The organism is Sorangium sp. So ce185, assembly GCF_051526825.1.
GTDB lineage: Bacteria > Myxococcota_A > Polyangia > Polyangiales > Polyangiaceae > Sorangium > Sorangium cellulosum_D.
In genome coordinates this window covers 13,272,555-13,293,137 of record NZ_CP150316.1, presented here as the reverse complement: position 1 = coordinate 13,293,137, position 20,583 = coordinate 13,272,555, and the positions used below count along the sequence as shown (strand labels likewise).

Genomic DNA, 20,583 nt, shown 5'->3' with positions numbered 1-20,583 from the left:
GCAGGAGATCGCGACGGGCGCGATCATCGTGGCCGCGGTGGCCGTCGATCGGGTGCGCCGCGCGCGCGGGGCCCGCGCGGCCGCGGGCCGTCAGCCTGCGCCGCGAGATCCACCAGCGCGACCATCCTCTGCGCAATCGCCGTGAAGGTGTCCTCCGCCTCGCGGTCCTCCGGCAGCCGGTCCGGCAGGGTCGGGCGCGTGCGGTGGATACGATAGCGCTCGGCGAGCCGCGCCCCCGGGAAGGCGCGGTGCAGCTCCTCCATGCCGCCGATCAGCGCCACGAGCCCGCCCATCGTCGCCGTGCCGTTGTCGGAGTCCCACCCGGACAGGGTGCCGATCTGGACGGTGCGCCGGAAGCTCCCCCCGCCGAACAGGAGGGCCATCGTCCCGGTCGCCAGGTTGATCGCGGACTCCGTGAACCCTCGATAGACGAAGCCGTGCGCCCGGGCCTGCTCCTGATAGCGATGCGCGATGGCGTCGCGGACGCTCTCCCAATCCTCGGGATCGTCCGCCGATAGATAGGCCGAGAGCACGAAATCGATGACATCGGCGGCCTTCGACGCATCCGGCAGGTAGCTCCTGGCCTCGCGGACGATGCGCACGATCTCCTCGCGCCGCGGTTTCTCCGGATCGAAGGTCGCCGCGAGCGAGAAGAGGAGGACATAGAATTGCGCGGCGTGCGCGGCGTGCGCGCGCGCCGTGGTGCGGATGGGGAGGTCGGCGATCCGCAGCGCGAGCTCCGGCATGCCGGGCGCGAGGGCGCCGAAGATCTCCGTGGTGAGCTGCGCGTCGATGTGGAGCGCGTCCGGGTTGAGCGCCGGGTGGCTCGTCCTGGGGGGCAGCACGCCTCGCTCCAGGAGGTCGCGCGCCCTCCGGTTGGAGACCCAGATGAAATCGTTGATGTGCGCTCGCCACCCGTCCCGGATCGCCTCGGGGGACAGGAAGAGCGTCCGCGCCTCGGTCATGAGGTGCAAGTAGACATACTCGATATCGGTGTCGTCATCGGCCGGGCACGGGTCGAGGAGCACGAAGTCGATCCGCGCCCCATTGCGGCCCTGGGGTGTCCCCCAGTCTGCGTCGGTGAAGAAGGGGCGCTCGATGCGGACGCCCTCCGTCGTCAGCCCCGTCCAGTTGGCGATGCACTCGCCGAGCCACATCGCGCGGAGCCGCTCGGCGTAGGCGGCGCGATCGAGCTGCCCGCGCGTCCTGGAGGAGATTCCCGGAAGGTCGCGTCGCTCCACGGGGCCTGCCGGCGCGCCGCCCGCGCCCGCGAGCGACGGGATGGAAAGAAGCGCGAGCAGCAGGCCGCGCCAGCGCGCAGGAGGCGCGATGCGGCATGTTCCTTCGAGGAGGCGAGGGCCGCCACGGGTGCGCATGAATCACTCCTTGAATGCGCGCCCGGAGCGTCGCGCCTGGTTTCGCCTCGCGTTAATGCAAGCGAGGTGCCGAGCCCGCTCCCCCGGCGCCGGTCTCCCCCTTAGGTTGTGCTCATGAACCTCGGGCAGCACATCGCGCGCGCCGCGGGCGCACGCCTGGACACCCTCGTCTCGCGCGCGGGCCGCCATCTCCTCGGCGGGGCCCTCGCCGTCACGCCGGGCGTCGCGTCGATCGCTCCGGTGCTGGAGAATCTGCTCTCCTTTCACCCGGGGTGGATATCCCGGAGCGTGACCACCCACGACCCCGCGGGCGGCAACAACGATGGATATCGCGCTGGCGTCGCGCAGGAGGGGGATCACCGGGTCCTGTTCCATGCCCGCGGCGAGGGGAGAATCACGCGGATATGGATGACCGCCCCGCGCGCGGAGCTCGACAAGCCGGGCCAGGAGATCTGGATCGAGATCGACGGGCGCACGGCCTTCCGCGGCTCACCCCACGACTTCTTCGAGGGCCGCGGCCCCTGGAAGCCGCCCCTCGTGCTCGGCGTCGACGCGAGCTCCGGCGCGTTCACCAGCTACGTCCCCTTCGCCTGGTCCAGCGAGGCCAAGGTCCGCTTCCGGGGCGTCCCCATCTATTACCAGGTCACCTACCGCGAGGGCCCCGGCGCCGCGTCGGGGCCGACGCCCGAGGAGCTCGCGGGGTTCATGACCGAGGACTGGACCGCCGCCCTGCCCGCCCCGACGCACCGGCAGGCCCCGAGCCCCGGCGCACCGCTCGTCCTGGCGATCGGCCCAGCGACGGTATCGGGCCTCGATCTCCGGATCCCTGCGGGAAGCCTGAAAGACCTGGACGTGAGGATCGGTGAGCAGCCGCCGGTGCCCGCGTCGTTCTTCTTCGGCCTGGCCAGCACGGGCGCCGAGGCCGACGGCGGATGGACCACGTTCCGGAGCGCGCTGCACGCCGCGCGGGCGCCCGACGCCGCGGGGTTCGGCAGGCTCGCGACGCGCCTGCCCATTCCGCTCGCGGAGGGAGAGGTGCTGTCGCTCGGGGCCGCGCCCGGGTCGTCCATCGCGGGCCTCGAGGCGGCCGTCGATCTCGCGCCCGCCCGCCCCGGCGTGCGGCTCCTCGCGCAATACCGCGATCAGGTGGCCCCCGGACGCGAGACGACGATGCCCCTCTTCGAGGGCGACGGGCCGCTCCAGCTCGTCGCCGTCCTGGAGCACCTCAGCGGCGGCCGGCCCAACGACCGGACCTATCTCGAGGGAGACGAGATGATCCGGACCGACAGGATGTCATACCCCCTGCAGATCGGGACCGGCACCGAGGATTACTTCAACGGAGGCTTCTATTTCCTGGGCGCGCACCATAACCCGTTCAGCGGCCTGCTCCGCTTCATCGTCATCCATCCCGAGAATCGCTGGCGGAACGCCCTGTTCGACCATTCCTTGTACCGCCTGCACGTGGCCGACCCCATCGTGAGCCGCTCCGGCCTGCGCTTCGGCATCGAGGCCGGCCCGACCGGCGCCTATACGCCGCTGCGGGCGCGCTCGCTGGGCCTCGCCTACGCCTTCTCGGATCCTCGGGAGATCGGCGAGCAGGAGGTCCGCCTCGAAGGGAGGCGGCGCCGCGCGCGTCTGGCCTTCGACGCCGAGCGCTCGGAGCTCCGGCGGGTCTCCCGGTCGCGCGAGGGCCGCGGGATCACCCGGATCGAGGTCGACTGCCCGCCGGACGCGCGCGGGCTCTTGCTCCTCCGCGCGTACTCCGCGGCGAAAGCCCCCCAGACGGCGCGCGTGCGGCTCGACGGGCGGGAGGTCGGCGTGATCCACGAGATGCAGGCGAACCCGGTCCGGCCGCTCGCGGAGGACGCGCTCTGGATCGATCTGCTCCCCGGCCAGTGCGGCGCAGACCAGCGCCCGATCCTCGAGATCGACGCGCGGAGCTCCCCCGCGCCGTGGAGCGAGCGCGGCTACACGCTGCGGTTCTTCTCCGGCCCCCCCGCGCCGCACCTGACGCAGGGCCCCGCGAGGAAGATCTTCGACGCCAATGCTCTCCGCGAGGCACCGTCCTACGTGAACGATCACTCGATCGTCCAGCTCTCCGACGGCCGCTGGCTCCTCACGGGCATCTTCAACCGCGAGCCCTATCGGCCGGACACCGAGGTCGAGTTCGTCCTGGCGACGGCGGCCGGGCCCGGGCCGGCGCGCTGGGTCGAAGCCGCCTCGCCGAGCTTCGCGCTGGCGCCCGAGCGCTTCTCCACCCGTGCCCTCCCCGACGAACGCTGGATCTGGGCCCCGCACGTGGTCCGGGACCGCGACGGCAGCCTGGTCATGATCTTTCACGTGGGCACGCCCGACCCCGACCGATCCGGCTTCCGGATCGCGCGCTCGCGCGACGGGATCGCCTGGACCCGCCACGGAGGTACGCTCTTCGAGGACATCTGCGTCGCCCGCGATCCGATGCTCGTCCGGCTCGGCGATCTGTGGGTGGTTTATTATACGCGCTGCGCGTCGCGGGAATCGCGCCGGAGCGGCGTCGCTTACCGCACGTCGCTGGATCTCGTCCACTGGAGCCCGCCGGCCATGGCGCTCACGCTCGGGCCGGAGACCGCGATGAACAACAGCGGTCACACCGAGTCCCCGTTCGTGTTCGCGCGGAAGGGGTGGTTTTACCTGACGATCACGAGCTATCCCGTCGACTACGACGCCACGTTCCTCTACCGCTCGCGCTCGCCGTTCGCGTTCCCCCCGCACCCCGTTGCCCGGCTGCGCGCGCACGCGGCCGAGTGGGTCGCGGAGGGGGGCAGCTTCGACGCGGGGCGCCTGTTCTTCACGCACGCGGGGGCCGGCAAGGGCGGCGTGTTCCTCCAGGAGCTCTTCGGCCTCTGAGCCGCGCCGCGAGGGGGCAAGGCGCCCCCCGAGAAGTTGAGGTCCGGGCACCCTGCCGGTAGGGATCCCCGGGAACCCCGACTGGGACCACCGAAAGGACGGCGATGAAGCTGATTTACTTCCCGATACGCGGGCTCATCGAGCCGGCGCGGCTCCTGCTCGAGCTGGCCGGCGCGCGGTACGAGCTCGAGACGATCCCGATCGAGCTCTGGCAGGGGCCGCAGGGCAAGCAGCGGTTTTTGCCGATCACGCCGTTCGGGCAGCTGCCGGTGCTGGAGGACGGGGCGTTCGTCCTCTGCCAGTCGCAGGCGATCGGCCGCTACGTGGCCCGCAAGCTCGGCCTCTACGGCGGCACGCTCGAGGAGGCCGCGCGCATCGACGAGGTGACCGAGGTCGCGAACGAGATGCTGCGCGACCTCGGCGTGACGTGCTTCGATCCGCGCTTCCACGAGATCCGCGCCGCGCACCGGGCGGCGATGGGCCAGAAGCTCGACCTGCTCGAGCGTTACTTCGCGCGCACGGCCGCCAGCGCGGAGCACTGGGCCCTCCCCGGCCGCTACACGCTGGCCGACGCCACGATGGCGTTCGCCCTGGAGTCGCTGTGGCCCATGCAGCCCGGCCTCCTGGACGAGTTCCCGAAGCTCCGGCACGCGATGACGTCGTTCTTCGCGGCCGAGGGGGTCCGCGGCTACGTGCGCGGCGAGCGGCGGTTCCGCACCTGGACCGCCCCGAGCGCCACGTTCGGCGGGAGGCCCGAGGAGACCTATCACTGGTCGGATTGACCGCGCGACCCCGCGGCCGGCGCGGGGGCGCGCGCGCCGGCCTCGCCGCGCGTCACGAGCCTGTCCCCATCCCGATCGAGCACCCTCAGCAGCTCGCCGACGACCACCTCGGACGGCGTCTCGGCGGTCGCCCGCGAGACGGCCGCCCGCAGCTCGTCGGCCGAGACGCGGCCGTCGCGGTCGGCGTCGATCGCGTCGAAGGGCCCGAGCTGGCGCCAGAGCTCCACGGCGAACGACTCGACGAGGACGAGCTTCGGCTCGCGCCCGGTGTCCGCCGGCGGCACCTCCTCCGGGTGCGCCTCGGCGAAGCGGACCAGCGGGGCGATGTCATCCATGCCGCCGAGGAGCGCTCGCGGGAGGGCGATCCGGTACGCGCGATCGTCGACCAGCGGCAGGCCGCCGATCGCGGTCAGGACGCCCCGGTCGTCGATCGCCATCCGGTCGTCGATCTGGAGGAAGCCGGCGTGCTGGGCGGGGGCGCGCGACCGCGACGCGGCGACGGCCTCGCGCGCGACGCGGCCGGGGAGGCGGACCACAACGAGCTCGTTGCTGAAGGGCACCTCGGCCTTCAGATCCCCGTAGGTGAAGCGCTCGCGGTACTCGCGGCCCCCGCGGATGCCGCCGCCGTTGAAGAGGCACCCGTCGGCCTGGAGCGCGTCCCGCATGCGCGAGCAGAGGAGCGTCCCGAGCGAGGTCTGCCGCGTCCGCGTGCCGATCGACGACAGCGCGCTCCCCGGGGGGAGCCGGAGGAGGGTGGCCGCGTCGAGGTCGCGCACGATCTGCATGTGGCGGTCCACGCGCGCGCGCATCGCCGGATCCTCGGGATAGGCGCGGACGTCCTCGAGCCGGACGGTGACCGCGGGCAGGTCGGGCCCCCCGGCGGGCGGAGGCTCGGCGGGCCACGCGAGATCGATGACGGCCGCGCGCTCGGCGTCGGTGCCGGACTTGACGACCCAGCAGCCGTCCACGTCGTCGATGAGCACCTCGTGCTCGTGGCCGCCGAGGATCACGGGAAAGGGCGGGTCGCGCTGCGCCCGCGCGAGCGCGAGATCCGCGTCGCGGCTCTGGTGCGTTATCGGGATCACGCAGGCGCAGCGCTCCTCGCGGACGAGCCGTTCGGCCCAGCGGACGGCCGCCTCGTTCGCCGGCTCGATGGCGCATCCCCCGAACGCGCCCCGCCGGTACAGGCCCTGGACGTGGACGAGCAGGCCGAGGAGGCCGACCCGGACCGCGCGCCCGCCGGGGCTCGCGATCTCGAGGATCTCGTGGGTGGGCAGCGCCGGAGAGAACGAGGGCATGTTGGTGTTGAGCCACGTTCCCCGGAACTCCTGCACCCGCGCCCTGAGCTCCGGGAGCTCGATGTCGGCCTCGTGGTTGCCGAAGATGGTGTGCGTGATCGGCACCGCGTTCATGCAGTCGACCATGCCCCTGCCGTGATCGAGGCTCGAGAGGAGGCTCGGCGCGAGGAAGTCGCCGGCCAGCACGGCGATGAAGCGATCCGCCGGCCCGGCGGCGTGATGCCTCACGAGGCTCGCGAGGCGCGGGAGGTTGTCGAGCGCGTAGACGTCGTTCACGCAGACGATCCGCAGAGAGGGGCCTCTGGGCGTGCCTTGTTCGCCGGCGGTCATGTCCCCTCGAAGATAGCCCAGCGCGCGGGGGTGTGCCCTCCGCGCGCGCGGCGGCGCCCGGGGATCCACCGTCGCGCCGCGGAGGCGTCAGAGGGTGGTGCGCGCCGGCACGCTCTCGAAGGAGAACACGCGCCAGGGATGCGGGCGGCCCGGGCGCGTCGTCTCCGTCGCAGCGCCGCTCGTGAACTCCGCGACGACGCTGCGCCAGAACGGGAGAGCGCCCGCATTCCCCTCGGAGACGCGCACGGTCCACGCGCCCGGAAAGCGCTGCCATAGAAGGACGGCCGCCCGGCGGCCCACGCCGGAACGGCGGTACCGACGCACGATGAAGAACTCGGCGACATCGAGGACATCCGGGTTATCCGCTGCCGGTGAGCCCCGCGTCGCCAGGACGAAGCCCGCGATGCGCCCGTCACACCGGACGATGAGGGCGAACCGGCGCTCCCGCTCGGACCAGTAAAGAGGGAGCTTGTCGTACCCGAAGCGCCCATCCGGCCCCAGCTCGAGGCCGGGGAACACGTCGCTCAGGTCGTGAATGTACAGCTCGAGGAGGTTGGACAGCAGCAGGGCATCGGCCGAGGTCGCCTCCTCGAGAGCAACTGTGTTGAAATCCGCCATGGCAATTCCTCTGGCCTGATCAGACCCGATGACCGATTCGCCGCAAAGGCCACCGGGACGACACCGCAGGGTAGCAAGGCGCGCGGTCGCCGCGCCAGGGCGGGAACGGTCGAGGCGCGTCGTCGCGGCGTCGGGATGAATGCGGCGCTCCTATCGAGCAACGAAGCGGCCATGGCCGAGGACATGGAACGTCGTGGCTCGCGCCCCGGGGCTCGCCTGTGGGCCGCGTCCGCCCTGACCATCGCGGCGCTCGCGGGCCTCACCGCGTGCGAGCCTATTGGCCGCGGAGGGGACAGCGGCGGTGAAGCAGGCCCGGGCGGCAGCGGCGGCTCTCCGGGGGTAAGCAGCGGCGGCGTCGCGGATGGCGCGGGTGGATCGATCAACGATGGCGGCGCGCCTGGCACCGGCGGCGAGGGCGGCGCCCCTGGCACTGGCGGCGAGGGCGGCGCCCCTGGCACCGGCGGCGACGGCGGCGCCCCTGGCACTGGCGGCGCTCCCGGTACCGGCGGCGCCTCTGGCACCGGCGACGGCGGCGGCGCCCCTGGCACCGGCGGCGACGGCGGCGCCCCTGGCACCGGCGGCGACGGCGGCGCCCCTGGCACCGGCGGCGACGGCGGTGGCGCCCCTGGCACCGGCGGCGACGGCGGCTCGCCGAGCACGTGTATGCCGGGCTCGGTCGTCGCCTGCTACACCGGCCCTGCCGGGACGAACGGTGTCGGGAACTGCGCCTCCGGGACGCAGACCTGCCGCCACGACGGCTTCGGCTACGGCCCATGCACGGGCGACGTAACGCCCGCTCGAGAGCGCTGCGCCACGCCGGAGGACGAGAGCTGCGACGGCGAGCCCCGCTGCGCTCAGCCGCCGCCCTGGGCGCGGGGCTTCGGCGGCCCTGGCATCGACGAGGGCTGGGCCATCGCGAGCGACGCCTACGGCAACTACTACGTCTCCGGCTCCTTCGAAGGAACCGTCGACTTCGGTACCGGCCCTCTGACCAGCGCCGGACGGTCGGACATCTTCTTTCTCAAGCTCGACGCCGCGGGCTCGGTGCTCTGGAGCCATCGCTTCGGGACCGAGGACAACGAGCACGGAGGCGCCCTGACGGTCGACGAGAACGGCAACGTCCTCCTCACCGGCACGTACCGCGTCCTGCCCGAGCAGCCGGGCCTCGATCTGAACGGGTGTCATCTCCCCGCCGTCAACGACTATTACACCGCCTTCTTCGTTACCCAGTTCGATCCCGACGGCAACCCCATCTGGTGCAATGGCCCCTATCCTTCTTCGGACACGCGCTCCGTCGAGCAAATCGCCGTCGACGCTCACGGCGACATGTACGTCGTGTACCTCCAGTGGGAGAGCGCCTATCTCTTGAAGATCGACGCCGCGAGCAAGAGCACCCTTTGGGTAGAGGGGCTGCCAGGATACTACGTCGGCGGCGCGCGGCTCGCGCTCGACAGCGCCGGCAACCCAGTGGCGGTCGTGACCGAAGGCTCGAGCATCACTGACCTCTTTCCGAGCCAGTTCGTCGTCTCCAAGTACGCTCCGACGGGCGATCTGCTCTGGTTGCAACACTACCAATCCAGCTCGGACCCTTGGATGGGCGGCGGCGTGACGGCGCACGCGGTAGCGATCAATGCGGAAGACGAGATCTTCGTGACGGGCGACACGGATGGATCCATCGACTTCGGCAGCGGTGTCCTCCCCGCCGGCTCCGTCCTCGTCAAGCTGGATGCCGCGGGCGAGCCCATGTTCAGCCGCTCGGTCCGCTTCGGCGACAGGATCGCGCTCGTCCCTTCCGGTGATATCGTCATCGGCGGAGTCGGCCTCGCGCAGCTCGACGCGAGCGGGACGGAGCTCTGGTCGGTCAACTTCGATGCCCATGCGCAGGATATCTCCTGGTCCCCGAACGGCGCGGTCGCCGTCGTCGGCCGCTCGGCGGGCCCCGTGGACTTCGGGACCGGCCCGATCACCTATGGTGGAGGGTATGCCGACGCCTATGTCGCCACGTTCAACCCGCCAAGGAGCGGCGACGGCACGATCGCCCTCACCGGCGCTGTCGAGCGGGCCACCGACTTCGGGGACGGGCCCATACCGTACGCGGCCGGCACCGACGCCTTCGTCGCCACGATGACCCCCTGAGCGCCCCGGCGCCGTCGACCTGTGTCGAGCTCCAGCACGGGAATACGACTGCACAGCGATGCTCGCAGCTGCGGGACCAGACGAGGACTCGAACCGTTCTCTCGTCGAGGCCGCATGAATGCGGCGCTCCTGCCGGGCAACGAAGCCGGCATGGCCGGGTACAATGAACGTAGCGGTTCGAGCCGCAGGGGTCGCCTGCGGTCCGCGTCCGCCCTGACCGTCACGGCCCTTGTCGGCCTCGCAGCGTGCGAGCCCACCGGCCCCGGCGGGGACGGCGGCGGCGGAGCAGGCACTGGCGGCAGCGGCGGCTCTCCGGGGGTAAGCGGCGGAAGCGTGACCGATGGTGCGGGAGGCTCGAACGGCGACGGCGGCGCTCCTGGCACCGGCGGCGCTCCTGGCACCGGCGGCGCTCCTGGCACCGGCGGCGCGCCCGGCACCGGCGGCGCTCCTGGAACCGGCGGCGCTCCTGGCACCGGCGGCGACGGCGGCGCGCCCGGCACCGGCGGCAGCAGCTCGAGCAGCGGCGGCGGCTCGCCGAGCACGTGCGTGCCGGGCTCGGTCGTCGCCTGCTACACCGGCCCTGCAGCGACCAGGGACGTCGGGCGCTGCGCCTCCGGGACGCAGACCTGCCGCCCCGACGGCTTCGGCTACGGCCCATGCACGGGCGAGGTGACGCCCGCTCGAGAGCTCTGCGCCACGCCGGAGGACGAGAGCTGCGACGGCGAGCCCCGCTGCGCTCAGCCGCCGCCCTGGGCGCGGGGCTTCGGCAGCCCTGGCATCGACGAGGGCTGGTCCATCGCGAGCGACGGCTCAGGCAACTTCTACGTCTCGGGGTCCTTCGAAGGAACCGTCGACTTCGGCGCCGGCCCGCTGACCAGCGCTGGACGGTCGGACATCTTCTTCCTCAAGCTCGATCCCTCGGGCTCGGTGCTCTGGAGCCAACGCTTCGGGACCTACGACAACGACGAGCGCGGAGGCGCCGTCACCGTCGACGAGAACGGCGACGTCTTCCTCACCGGCGTGTACACGGGCGGCAGCTCGAACCTGGGCCCCGAGCTGGGCGGATGTCCCATCTCCGCCAATTTCACGTCCTTTTTCGTGGCCCAGTTCGATCCCGACGGCAACCACATCTGGAGCGATGGCCCCTATGATCTTCTTTCGGTGCGCTCCGTCCCGCAGATGGCCATCGATGCTGCCGGCGATATCTACATCGTCGCCCTCGATTCGCATGCGACGCTCGTCAAGCTGGACGCCGCGAGCAAGGCCATCGTCTGGACGCGGAGGTTGCCCGGGCCCATCAGCCATGACGTGCACGACGCGCGGCTCGCGCTCGACAGCGCCGGCAACCCGGTCGTGGTGGTGAACCTACCCGGGGAAGGCTCCACCTATGACGGGCCCAGCTTCGTCGTCTCCAAGCTCGCTCCGACCGGCGATGTGCTCTGGGAGCGAGTGTTCATGTCCAGCGCGTACGGTTTGTACAGCGGCCCGACCGCCGACGCGGTGGCGCTCAATGCGGCAGACGAGATCCTCGTGACCGGCGAGACGGATGGATCCGTCGACTTCGGCAGCGGGACTCTCCCCGTCGGCCCCGTGCTCGTCAAGCTGGACGCCGCAGGCGAGCCCATCTCCAGCCGCTCGGTCCGGTTCGGCGACAGGATCGCGCTCGATCCCACAGGCGACATCGTCGTTGCGGGGCGCGGCCTCGCGATGCTCGACGCGGGCGGGACGGAGCTCTGGTCGATCAACTTCGATGCCGATGTGCAGGATATCTCCTGGTCCCCGAGCGGCACGGTCGCCGTCACCGGCCGCGCGATCCGCCCCGTGGACTTCGGAACCGGCCCGATCGCCCATGAAGGAGGCATATTCGACGCCTACGTCGCCACCTTCAATCCGAAGGAGAGCGACGATGGCGACGACGGCGACGATGGCGACGGCGCAGGGTCGACCGGCACGGGCGGCGGCGACCCGCCTGCGACGTGCGCGCCTGGCTCCGTCGTCGCGTGTTACACCGGCGCCGCCGGGACCCGGGGCGTCGGGCGCTGCGCTCCTGGCGCGCAGACCTGTCTTCCCGACGGCGCTGGCTACGGTCCCTGCGTCGGCGAGGTGACGCCCACCGCGGAGGACTGCGCGACGCCGGAGGACGAGGACTGCGACGGCGAGCCCCATTGTCCTCTGCAGCCGCCGTGGTCGCGAGGCTACGGCGACTCCGGCGCCGACGCAGGCTGGTCGATCGCGAGCGACGCCGCCGGCAACTACTATGTCACCGGCTCCTTCGAAGGGACCGTCGACTTCGGCGCGGGCCCGCTGACCAGCGCCGGCCTCACTGACGTGTTCCTCCTCAAGCTCGATCCCGCCGGCGCGTTGCTCTGGAGCAAGCGCTTCGGCAGCCGCTTCCAGGAAGCAGGCCAGGCTGTCGCCGTCGATGAGAGCGGCAACGTCTTGCTGGCCGGCACCCACAAGGCGAACGCGACGTCCGGCATCAGCTTCGGCGGCTGCGAGCTCCTGTCCACGGACTACCTCGACGCGACCTTCGTCGCCAAGCTCGACCCCGAGGGCAATCACCTCTGGAGCCGGGGGTCCGTCACGCCAGGCGCGCGCCTTTACCGACCGTTCGAAGCGTTCGCCGTCGACGCGCTCGGCAACGCTTATGTGACGGTCGTCGCGCAGAGCACGAGCTGGTTGGTGCCCACCCTGGTGAAGCTGGACAGCGCAGGGAACCTGCTCTGGAGCAAGCCGCTCACGGCGGCAGTTCCGTACCATGTCGATGGCCAGCATCAGAGCGACAGCGCCCTCCTCGCGGTCGACAGCGCCGGCTTCGTGATCACGGCGAGCTCGTCCATCACCGAGGACCCGTCCTGCCCCTGCGCTCACCGGTTCACCGTCCAGAAGCTCACCCCGACCGGCGACGTGGTCTGGAGCCGCCAGCTCGGCCCCTCGGACCCCGCCGGCACGGACATCGGAGCGTCCGCCCTCGCGCTGGCCGTCAACGCCGACGATGACATCCTCCTGACCGGCTACACCGACGGGACCGTCGACTTCGGCGGCGGCGTGCTCCCCGAGGGACCCGTCCTCATCAAGCTCGACGCCGCGGGCGAGCACGTCTTCAGCCTGCCCATCCCCTTCGGCGACGCGCTCGCCCTCGAGCCCTCGGGCAGCATCGTCATCGCCGGCGACGGCCTCGCCAGGCTCGACCCCAGCGGCACCGCCCTCTGGACGAGCAGCTTCGACGCCAGCGCGAAGGACATCGCCCTCGCCCCGAACGGCACCATCGCCCTCACCGGCGCTGTCGAGGGGGCCACCGACTTCGGCAGCGGGCCCATACCGTACGCGGCCGGCACCGACGTCTTCGTCGCCACGATGACCCCCTGAGCGCCCTGGCGGCGGCGGCGGGCGCTACCACCGCGCCCGGTCCGCCGTACGGCCGCGGAGCAGAGGAATTCTCGAACGATCATCCGAAGGGACGCACCGGTGAGGTGCGGGAGGTAAGGACAAGTATGCGAGTCATCCGCTTTCTGCTGGCGTCGCTGCTCTGCGCGCTCGCCATGCTGCCTGCGCGCGCGGCCTGGGCAGCCATCGCTGTGACATTCGTGGAGCCCGGGCAGCGCGCATGGAGCCACACGTATGTCAATATCCACGTCGAGGTGAGCTCCACGCTCCAGATCGCGCGCGTTCAGGCGCAGCTCGGCGCAGGATCGGTGATCCTCACGAACACCGGAGGCGTCACCTACAAGGCGGGCATCTCGACCTTCGGGCTGCCCTATGGCGAGCACGTCCTGACCGTCACGGCGACCGACGTCGAGGGCACCAGCGTGTCCGCGCAGCGCACCGTGTTCCAGGACCAGATACCCACCGCCCAGGTCCTGGCGCCGACGCACGAGGCGGTCGCCCATCCGTCGCTCCGGCTCGCCGCCACCTGCGTCGACGACCACCCGGCGGACTGCTCCATCCGGGCCACCGCCAACTTCTACGACACGAACCCGTCGACCTCGGTCGAGCTCGCGCGGGCCACCGCGGCGCTCGACACCGTCGTCGACCTCAGCGCGTACAGCGGCCGTAAATTCGATCTGAAATTCCAAATGGTGGACATCCATAGCAGCATGATCCTCCTCGGGCCGACGATCCAGGTCGAGACCAGTCCGCTGCTCGAGCCGATCGACGAGGTGCCCGGGCGCATCCTCGATTTCGACGGGACGCGGATCCTGTTCGTCAAGAGGCGAGAGGAGCTCTTCGTGCTCGATCGGGCGACGCGGGCCACCACGCGGGTCATGAAGTTGCCCTATCCGTACCAGTTCAACGACGCCACGAGGGCGTTCCTCACCGGCGCCGGCGCCGTGATGGAGGTGCCGGCGCCGCCCACCATCGATCGCCCCCCGAGCGCCGTCTACGAGTGGCGCCACGGCGCCCTGCTGAAGCTGACGGAGAACGGCCGCGTCGCGTTCGTGAGCGGCGATGCCATGGCCTACTCGGGCAGCGGTACGTACGTGCGCGATCTCGCGTCGGGCACCGACGAGCTCGCGCTCGGGGCCGCGCTGGACCGCCCCAGCATGGATGTCGCCGACGACGGGCTCTTCGCGTATGTGAATGGCCGCTGGTCGCTCTACACGCGCAGGAATGGAACGAGCACGCTGCTGGCCACGAGCGGAGATGAAATAACGCGCCCCGTGACGGACGGGATCAATGTCGTATTCACGAAGATCCTCAGATCCGGCCAGCCTCAAAGCATCCTGGCCGCGCCCTCCGGGCAGGTGCCGCTCGGCGTCGTCCCCGTCGCGCGCCCCGAGGGCGCCCAGACGGGCGCCTACCAGCTCCACGCGGGTTACATCGCGTTTCTCAAGGGCTCGCGCGGCGCGGAGCAGGTCTGGCTCCGGACCCCGAGCGGCGCGCAGCACCAGCTCAGCTCCAGCACCCCCAGCCAGCTCGACGATCCGCCCGCGCGCCTGGGGCACGACGGCATCAGCGACACCGGCGAGGTGATGTTCCTCACCCCGCCGAAGCGCTACCTCGGCGCCGCCGGCGCCGCTCCGCGCGAGATTGGCTCGCAGCTGGGACACGCACGCTGGTTCGAGGGCGCCTGGTACGTCGTGATGGGAAACACGCTGTTCCGGGTCGATGACGGGTCGAGCGGCGAGGGCGAGGGCGAAGGTGACGGCGAGCGCGAGGGCGCCGGCGAGGCGGGCGGCTCCACCGGCGCGTCGTTCGCGAGCGCGCGCGCCGCCCTGTCGACGATGAGGATCGGGGAAGCGGGCGCGCGCGCGGCGAGCGCGCCCGCGGCAGCGTCACCCGACCTTCCAGAAGGCGAGCTTCCGGCGTCCAGCGGCTGCGCTCTCGCGGCGCGAAAGCCCGGGCTCGGCGGCGCCCTGGAGGCCGCCGTCCTCGCGGCGCTCGGCCTCGCCATGGCGGCGCGGGGGCGACCCAGGCTCAGGCGAGATCGCGGAGGAGCGGACGCCACGCCGTCGAGGCGAGCGACGCGGCAGCAGGGCTCGGACCCGCCGAGCCCCAGCGCGGCCGGCTACTCCTGCGTGCGCGCGTCGCCCAGGTAGTAATCGCGCTGCGACGGGTAATAGTCGGCGAAGCTCGGCAGCGGCGCGCCGAGCCGGGAGGCGACCAGCATGTCGAGGTAATACTCCCAGCCCGGCCCGGTATCGCCGGCGAGCGCGGGGTCGGTGAGGTGCTGGATGAAGGTGAGCTCGGTGGTCTCGCCCTTCGCCGCGAGCGACAGCTCGAGCCGCCACTCGCCGTAATCGTCCTTGGCCGTGAGCGCGAGGCGACGCGGCGGCTCGCAGGCGTCGATCGTCATGTCGCACCACGGCGCGCCCTTCTCGAACGCCATCTGGAGGCGCGCCGTCTTGCCGGGGCCCGCCTCCCCCTCCCACGGGCCGATCCAGCGCGCCGTGCTCTCCGACGCGGTGACGCTCTGCCAGACGTCCTCGATGGGGGCGCGGAAGCTTCGTTGGATCACGAGATCGGCGCCTGTCGCCGTGCTCCGGACGCGGCCGGTGGGTCGGGGGCTCATGCTGTCTCCTTTCTTCGCTTCGTCTCGTTCTGGGACGGGGTCGCGGCCGCCATGCGCCGCTGCCGGCCGACGCGGTGCACCTCGGTCTCGAGCGCGTCGAACCGGCGGTACCACGGGCTCTCCTCGCGCAGCTCTCGCAGGAACGCCTCGAGCTCGGCGAGCGCGCCGAGATCCAGGCTGTACTCGCGCTCGCGGCCGCGCTGCACGTCGCGCACGAGGCCCGCCTCGCGCAGGACCCGCAGGTGCCGGCTGACCGCCGGGCGGCTGACCGAAAACGCGCCGGCGATGCTGCCGGCCGCAGCGGCGCGGCCGCGCAGCATCCGCAGGATTTCCCGCCGGATCGGATCCGCCAGCGCCTGGGCAACCGCGTCCATCGGCGAACGTGTAACCGATATGTTACGCGTCGTCAAGCGGCGGCGGGTGCGGCGCTCGGGCGGCTCTCGATCGGCGCGCGCGCGCGAATGAGCGCCGCGCCCTCCGAGGCGCGATGTGCAGCTCGTCGCGCAGGACGCTGGAGCTCCCAGCGCCGCCAGGTCCGGACGAACCCGGCGGTGCTGGGATACCGCATCTCACCGGTTGGGGTTCTTGAGATTGGGGCAGCCGCAGCCGCAGCCATGCAGATCGACTGCTCCACCAGCCACGATATCGAGATCGTCGAGCTCAAGCTCGATCTCCGCGACCTCCTCCATTCCAATCACCGTCTCTTCGGTCCTTCCAATCGACTTGTCCACCATGGTGATCTCCTCTCTGCCGGATCACCTCGATCCGGCGGCGGCTCCCCAAGCGAGCTTCGTGCCAGCGATCGAAGCTCGCGCCGCGCGCCGCCGATCCCCGCGATCGCAGTGCCCAGTAGGCTGGCTCGCACGCCCGATCGCTTCCGCCGGCCGAGCGCGGCGTACCCCGTGAACGAGAGCAATCCGTTGCGCGATAGAGCAACTCATCAGCTCAGCGCCCTGCGCGAGCGGCGCTCTCCAGCCCACCCACACCGGCACATGCGTTGCAACCCCGGCCACCATGCTCTGGCCCTTCAGGAATCAGCAGCTCGCCATTACCGGCGCTGCCGTCGCCGTTCCGCTCGCCGGCGCGCTCGCCCTGGCTGGCCTCCGCGCGCCGGACGTCGCGGTCCTCGAGCCGCACCTCGGCGCCTTCCGCGCAGCGGTCCTGCCGGCCGCTCCTACCATCGATGCATCTCCCCCGGACAAGAGCGAACCGCCGCCCGCTCACCGCGGCTTCGTCGGCGTCCTCCTCTCGCATCGATCGGTCGACCTCGCGGCGCGCAACGAGGGGCGCCTCCGCGCCGTTCACGTGCGCCTCGGCGATCGGATCGCTGCCGGCGATCTCCTCGCGACCCTCGATCTCCAGACCCTCCGCTCCGACGCCGCCATCGCCACAGCGGCCCTCCGGGGGGCGGAGGTCGCCTTGAGCCGAGCCAGGGAGGAGCTCGCCGAGGCCGCAGAGCGCCACCGTCGAAAGCAGGCGCTGGCCGTCGAGGGGCTCGCCTCGGGCGAAGACCTGTCGGCCGCGGAGCACCAGACCGCCGTGGCGAGGCTCCAGGTCGACGCCGCCGCCGCAGAGCTCCGCGAGAAGCGCGCGCGCGTCGGCCATCTCCGCAAGGTGGAGGCAGACGCGGAGATCCGCGCCCCCTTCGCCGGCCGGGTCGTGGCCCGCTACGCCGAGCCGGGCGAGAGCGTCGGCACCACGCTGCCCATCCTGCGGCTCATCAGCGACGACGGGCTGCTCGTCCGGTTCGGCGTGCCCGAGGAGCAACGGGGCGAGGTGGACGAGAACGCCAGCGTCCGCGTCCGCGCCGGCGGCGTCGAGCTCCGCGGCACCGTCGAGACCATCGCGCCGGAGATCGACGCCGTGTCCCGCGCCGTCGTGGTCGAGGCGCGCATCGAGCCCGGCGACGCGCCGCGCGAGCTGCTCGTGGCCGGCGCGATGGCGCGCGTCTTTCCGGCAGCGGGCGCGCCGTGAGCCGCGCCGCCAGGATCTTCCGCCCCGAGGCGCTCGAGTTCACCGCCGCCGGCAGGAGCGCCGAGGGCGAGGTGCTCGCCCTCGCCTCCCCCTGGACCGGCTGGGCGTACTGGCTCGTGCTGCTCGCCTTCGCCGCCGCGCTCCTGCTCTGCGCCGTCGCCCAGGTCCACCAGATCGCGAGCGGCCCCGCCGTCGTCCAGATCGCCGGCAGGAGCGACGTGACCGCCGCGGTGCCCGGCTCGGTGAGCGCGATCGAGGTCCGCGCCGGGCAGCGCGTCGAGGCAGGGCAGCCGCTCGTCCGCCTCGAGGCCGCGCGCGAGTCGGCCGAGCTCGAACGCCTCCAGCGCGAGCTCGACGTCCAGCTCGTCAAGCTGCTCCGCGAGCCGGCCGACCAGGCCGCGCAGCAGGCGCTCGCCTCGCTGCGCGCGGAGCGAACGCTCGCCGCCGCGAAGCTCGAGGAGAAGACGATCCGCGCGCCGCACGCAGGGCGCGCCGGCGATCTCCGCATCCGCAGCGGGCAGCGCCTCGAGGCGGGGGACGTGGTGCTCACGCTGCTCGGGGACGACGCGCGCGGCTCGGTCGTGGCCATGCTCCCGGGCCAGCACCGCCCGCAGCTCCGCCCGGGGATGCCGCTCCGCTTCGAGGTGACCGGGTACAGGTACGCCTACCTCGATCTCGAGATCGCGTCGGTGGGCACCGAGCTCATCGGCCCGGGCGAGGTGCGCCGGTCGCTGCGTCAGCCCATCGCCGACACGGTGAAGATCGACGGCCCCGTCGTGCTCGTCGAGGCGCGCCTGCCCTCCGGCGGCTTCCGCGTGGACCAGCGGTCGCTCGACTTCTACCCGGGGATGAGCGGCGTCGCCGAGGTGAAGGTGCGCTCCGAGAGCCTGCTCGTCGCGCTGATCCCCGGGCTCCGCCTGCTCGACGGAGGCGGCCGATGACCGCCCTCGGCGACGCCGGCGGGCTCGTGGCCCGGCTGCCGGCCCTCAAGGGGCTCCGGATGACCGCGCGACCCAGGCGGATCCCGTTCGTGCAGCAGCTGACCGACACCGAGTGCGGCGTGGCCTGCCTCGCGATGGTGCTCGCCTACCTCGGAAAGGGCGTGGGCCGCGACGAGGTGCGCGCGGTCCTCGCGGCCGGGCGCGACGGGACGACCGCGCGGAAGCTGGTCCAGGCCGCTCAGCACTTCGGCCTCCGCGCCCGCGCGGTGAGGCTGAAGCTCGAGGCGCTCGCGCACCTCGCCCCGGGGGCGATCCTGCACTGGGGCTTCAACCACTTCGTCGTGTTCGAGCGGCTCGGCGGGCGCGGCGTGGACATCGTGGATCCCGCGGTGGGCGGCCGCCGGGTGCCGCTCGCGGAGGCGAGCCGGCTCTTCACCGGCGTCGCGCTCGTCTTCGAGCCGTCGGAGCGGTTCGAGCCGGGCGCCGCGGCCAACGGTCGCCGCCCGGTCCACCAGATGCTCCTCGCCTCCGGCAGCTGGGCGCGCATCTTCACCACCTCCTTTTTCCTCCAGCTGCTCGCGCTCGCCTTTCCCCTGCTCACCGGCGCCGTCGTCGACCGCGTCGTGCCCCGGGCCGATCGCCACCTGCTGCTCGTCGTGTCGGTCGGGCTGGCGTCGATCGTTTGCTTCCATTTCCTCGCGTCGATGGTCCGCTCGCACCTGCTCCTGAAGCTCCGCGCGATCTTCGACGCGAGGATGACCGCGAGCTTCCTCGATCGCCTCATCTCGCTCCCCTACGCCTTCTTTCAGCGGAGATCCGCGGGCGATCTCATGATGAGGTTGAACAGCAACACGACCATCCGCGAGATCCTCACCGCCAGCGTCTTCTCGGCGCTGCTCGACGGAGCGATGGTCCTCCTCTACCTCTTCCTCCTGCTCCTGGTGAGCGCCACGCTGGGCGCCGTCGTGATCGCGCTCGGCGCGCTCCAGATCGCGGCCGTGCTGCTGGTGCGCCCGAAGCAGAAGGAGATCAACGCCACCTTGCTCACGAAGCAGGCGCGCCTCCAGGGCTATCAGATCGAGATGCTCGCAGGGATGGAGACGCTCAAGGGCATGGGATGCGAGCAGCGGGCCGAGGTCCACTGGTCGGACCTCTTCGTCGAGGTCCTCAACACCTCGCTGCGGGGCGGCCGGCTCAGCGCGCTCTCCGAGTCGGTGAACGCCACGGTGACCATGGGCGCGCCGCTCGTCGTGCTCTTGATCGGCGCCGGCCAGGTCCTGACCGGCGAGCTCTCGCTCGGATCGATGCTGGCCCTCAACACCTTCGCCGTCGGCCTGCTCGGCCCGCTGTCGAGCCTCGCCGCCACCGCCGCGCAGCTCCAGCTCCTCGACGGCTATGCGGAGCGCATCGACGAGGTGCTCCGGGCGCCGCTCGAGCAGGAGCCGTCCGCCGCGCGCGCGTCGCAGAGGCTCCGCGGCGCCATCGAGCTCGACGGGGTGTCGTTCCGCTACGGGCCGCTCGATCCGCTCGTCGTGGACGACGTCTCGGTGCGCGTGGCCCCCGGCCAGCTCGTCGCCGTCGTGGGGCGCTCCGGGTCGGGCAAATCGACGCTAGCGAGCCTCCTCCTGGGCCTCTACGCGCCCTCGTCGGGCCGCGTCCTCTACGACGGCGCGAACCTGCGCGAGCTCGAGCTGCGCTCGGTCCGGCGCCAGCTCGGCATCGTCGCCCAGCGCCCTTATCTCTTCGGCACCTCGATCCGGGACAACATCGCCTTCTCCGATCCGGATCTGACCTTCGAGGCGGTCCAGCGCGCGGCGGAGCGGGCGCAGATCCACGACGAGATCGTGAAGATGCCGATGGGCTACGAGACGCTCCTGCTCGACGGGGGCGGCTCGCTCTCCGGCGGCCAGCGGCAGCGCGTCGCGCTCGCCCGCGCGCTCGTCCGCGAGCCGGCCATCCTGCTGCTCGACGAGGCCACGAGCGCGCTCGACGCGATCACCGAGCGCAAGGTGCAAGAGCAGCTCGCGGGCCTCCGCTGCACGCGCATCGTCATCGCCCATCGGCTGAGCACCATCCGGGACGCGGACGTCATCCTGGTCATGGACCAGGGCAGGCTCGTAGAGCGGGGGACGCACGCCGAGCTGGTCGCGCAGCAGGGCGTGTATGCGGAGCTCATCGCGGGGCAGCTCGCCGCGCGCGAAGTTGTAACCTGAGCCACCCGTCCTGCCC

General features: G+C 71.9%; 14 protein-coding genes. 8 read left to right on the top strand and 6 right to left on the bottom strand.

The genetic code is table 11. The features are described 5' to 3' along the window. Positions 1 to 23: 23 nt before the first annotated feature. Positions 24 to 1,376: an ADP-ribosylglycohydrolase family protein gene (locus WMF26_RS49110; RefSeq protein WP_437998341.1), complete on the bottom strand. Its 1,353-nt coding sequence runs from the start codon at positions 1,374 to 1,376 to the stop codon at positions 24 to 26. Positions 1,377 to 1,490: 114 nt separating this feature from the next. Between WMF26_RS49110 and WMF26_RS49105 the strand changes: the two genes are divergently transcribed. After that, entirely contained in the window at positions 1,491 to 4,262 is a 2,772-nt protein-coding gene (locus WMF26_RS49105; RefSeq protein WP_437998340.1) for a DUF2961 domain-containing protein, read from the top strand. Positions 4,263 to 4,366: 104 nt separating this feature from the next. Next, the gene (locus tag WMF26_RS49100) at positions 4,367 to 5,044 is read left to right on the top strand and encodes a glutathione S-transferase family protein (RefSeq protein ID WP_437998339.1); all 678 of its coding nucleotides are present in this window, start codon (positions 4,367 to 4,369) and stop codon (positions 5,042 to 5,044) included. On the opposite strand, the gene WMF26_RS49095 is transcribed toward WMF26_RS49100, so the two are convergent. Then, a complete protein-coding gene (locus tag WMF26_RS49095; protein ID WP_437998338.1) occupies positions 5,029 to 6,672 on the bottom strand; it encodes a 5'-nucleotidase C-terminal domain-containing protein in 1,644 nt (547 codons plus the stop codon). The genes WMF26_RS49100 and WMF26_RS49095 overlap by 16 nt on opposite strands. Before the next feature lie 87 nt (positions 6,673 to 6,759). Beyond that, complete coding sequence (locus WMF26_RS49090) at positions 6,760 to 7,290, bottom strand: GNAT family N-acetyltransferase (protein ID WP_437998337.1); 531 nt, start codon at positions 7,288 to 7,290, stop codon at positions 6,760 to 6,762. Between the two features lie 171 nt (positions 7,291 to 7,461). Here WMF26_RS49090 and WMF26_RS49085 point away from each other — a divergent pair, with 171 nt between their 5' ends. The 3 genes from WMF26_RS49085 to WMF26_RS49075 all read left to right on the top strand — a co-directional run bounded on the left by WMF26_RS49085 (position 7,462) and on the right by WMF26_RS49075 (position 14,966). Continuing rightward, entirely contained in the window at positions 7,462 to 9,426 is a 1,965-nt protein-coding gene (locus WMF26_RS49085) for a hypothetical protein (RefSeq protein ID WP_437998336.1), read from the top strand. Positions 9,427 to 9,759: 333 nt separating this feature from the next. Next, positions 9,760 to 12,795: an outer membrane protein assembly factor BamB family protein gene (locus tag WMF26_RS49080; protein WP_437998335.1), complete on the top strand. Its 3,036-nt coding sequence runs from the start codon at positions 9,760 to 9,762 to the stop codon at positions 12,793 to 12,795. 125 nt (positions 12,796 to 12,920) lie between these two features. Further along, positions 12,921 to 14,966: a hypothetical protein gene (locus WMF26_RS49075; protein ID WP_437998334.1), complete on the top strand. Its 2,046-nt coding sequence runs from the start codon at positions 12,921 to 12,923 to the stop codon at positions 14,964 to 14,966. On the opposite strand, the gene WMF26_RS49070 is transcribed toward WMF26_RS49075, so the two are convergent. From WMF26_RS49070 to WMF26_RS49060, 3 genes are all read right to left on the bottom strand, one after another. Then, a complete protein-coding gene (locus WMF26_RS49070; protein WP_437998333.1) occupies positions 14,936 to 15,439 on the bottom strand; it encodes an SRPBCC family protein in 504 nt (167 codons plus the stop codon). The genes WMF26_RS49075 and WMF26_RS49070 overlap by 31 nt on opposite strands. Next, on the bottom strand, positions 15,436 to 15,813 hold the full coding sequence (locus tag WMF26_RS49065) for an ArsR/SmtB family transcription factor (protein WP_437998332.1): 378 nt from the start codon (positions 15,811 to 15,813) through the stop codon (positions 15,436 to 15,438). The genes WMF26_RS49070 and WMF26_RS49065 overlap by 4 nt, the downstream gene beginning before the upstream one ends. A 195-nt stretch (positions 15,814 to 16,008) precedes the next feature. Further along, a complete protein-coding gene (locus WMF26_RS49060) occupies positions 16,009 to 16,173 on the bottom strand; it encodes a hypothetical protein (RefSeq protein WP_437952954.1) in 165 nt (54 codons plus the stop codon). Positions 16,174 to 16,453: 280 nt separating this feature from the next. Here WMF26_RS49060 and WMF26_RS49055 point away from each other — a divergent pair, with 280 nt between their 5' ends. From WMF26_RS49055 to WMF26_RS49045, 3 genes are read left to right on the top strand one after another with little or no spacing between them, the layout of a single operon-like run. After that, complete coding sequence (locus WMF26_RS49055; protein WP_437998331.1) at positions 16,454 to 17,413, top strand: efflux RND transporter periplasmic adaptor subunit; 960 nt, start codon at positions 16,454 to 16,456, stop codon at positions 17,411 to 17,413. Then, entirely contained in the window at positions 17,410 to 18,354 is a 945-nt protein-coding gene (locus WMF26_RS49050; RefSeq protein WP_437998330.1) for an HlyD family efflux transporter periplasmic adaptor subunit, read from the top strand. Before WMF26_RS49055 ends, WMF26_RS49050 begins: the two co-directional genes overlap by 4 nt. After that, positions 18,351 to 20,567 carry a peptidase domain-containing ABC transporter gene (locus tag WMF26_RS49045; protein WP_437998329.1) on the top strand — a complete coding sequence of 739 codons (2,217 nt, stop codon included), beginning with the start codon at positions 18,351 to 18,353 and terminating at the stop codon, positions 20,565 to 20,567. Before WMF26_RS49050 ends, WMF26_RS49045 begins: the two co-directional genes overlap by 4 nt. Positions 20,568 to 20,583 lie beyond the last annotated feature (16 nt).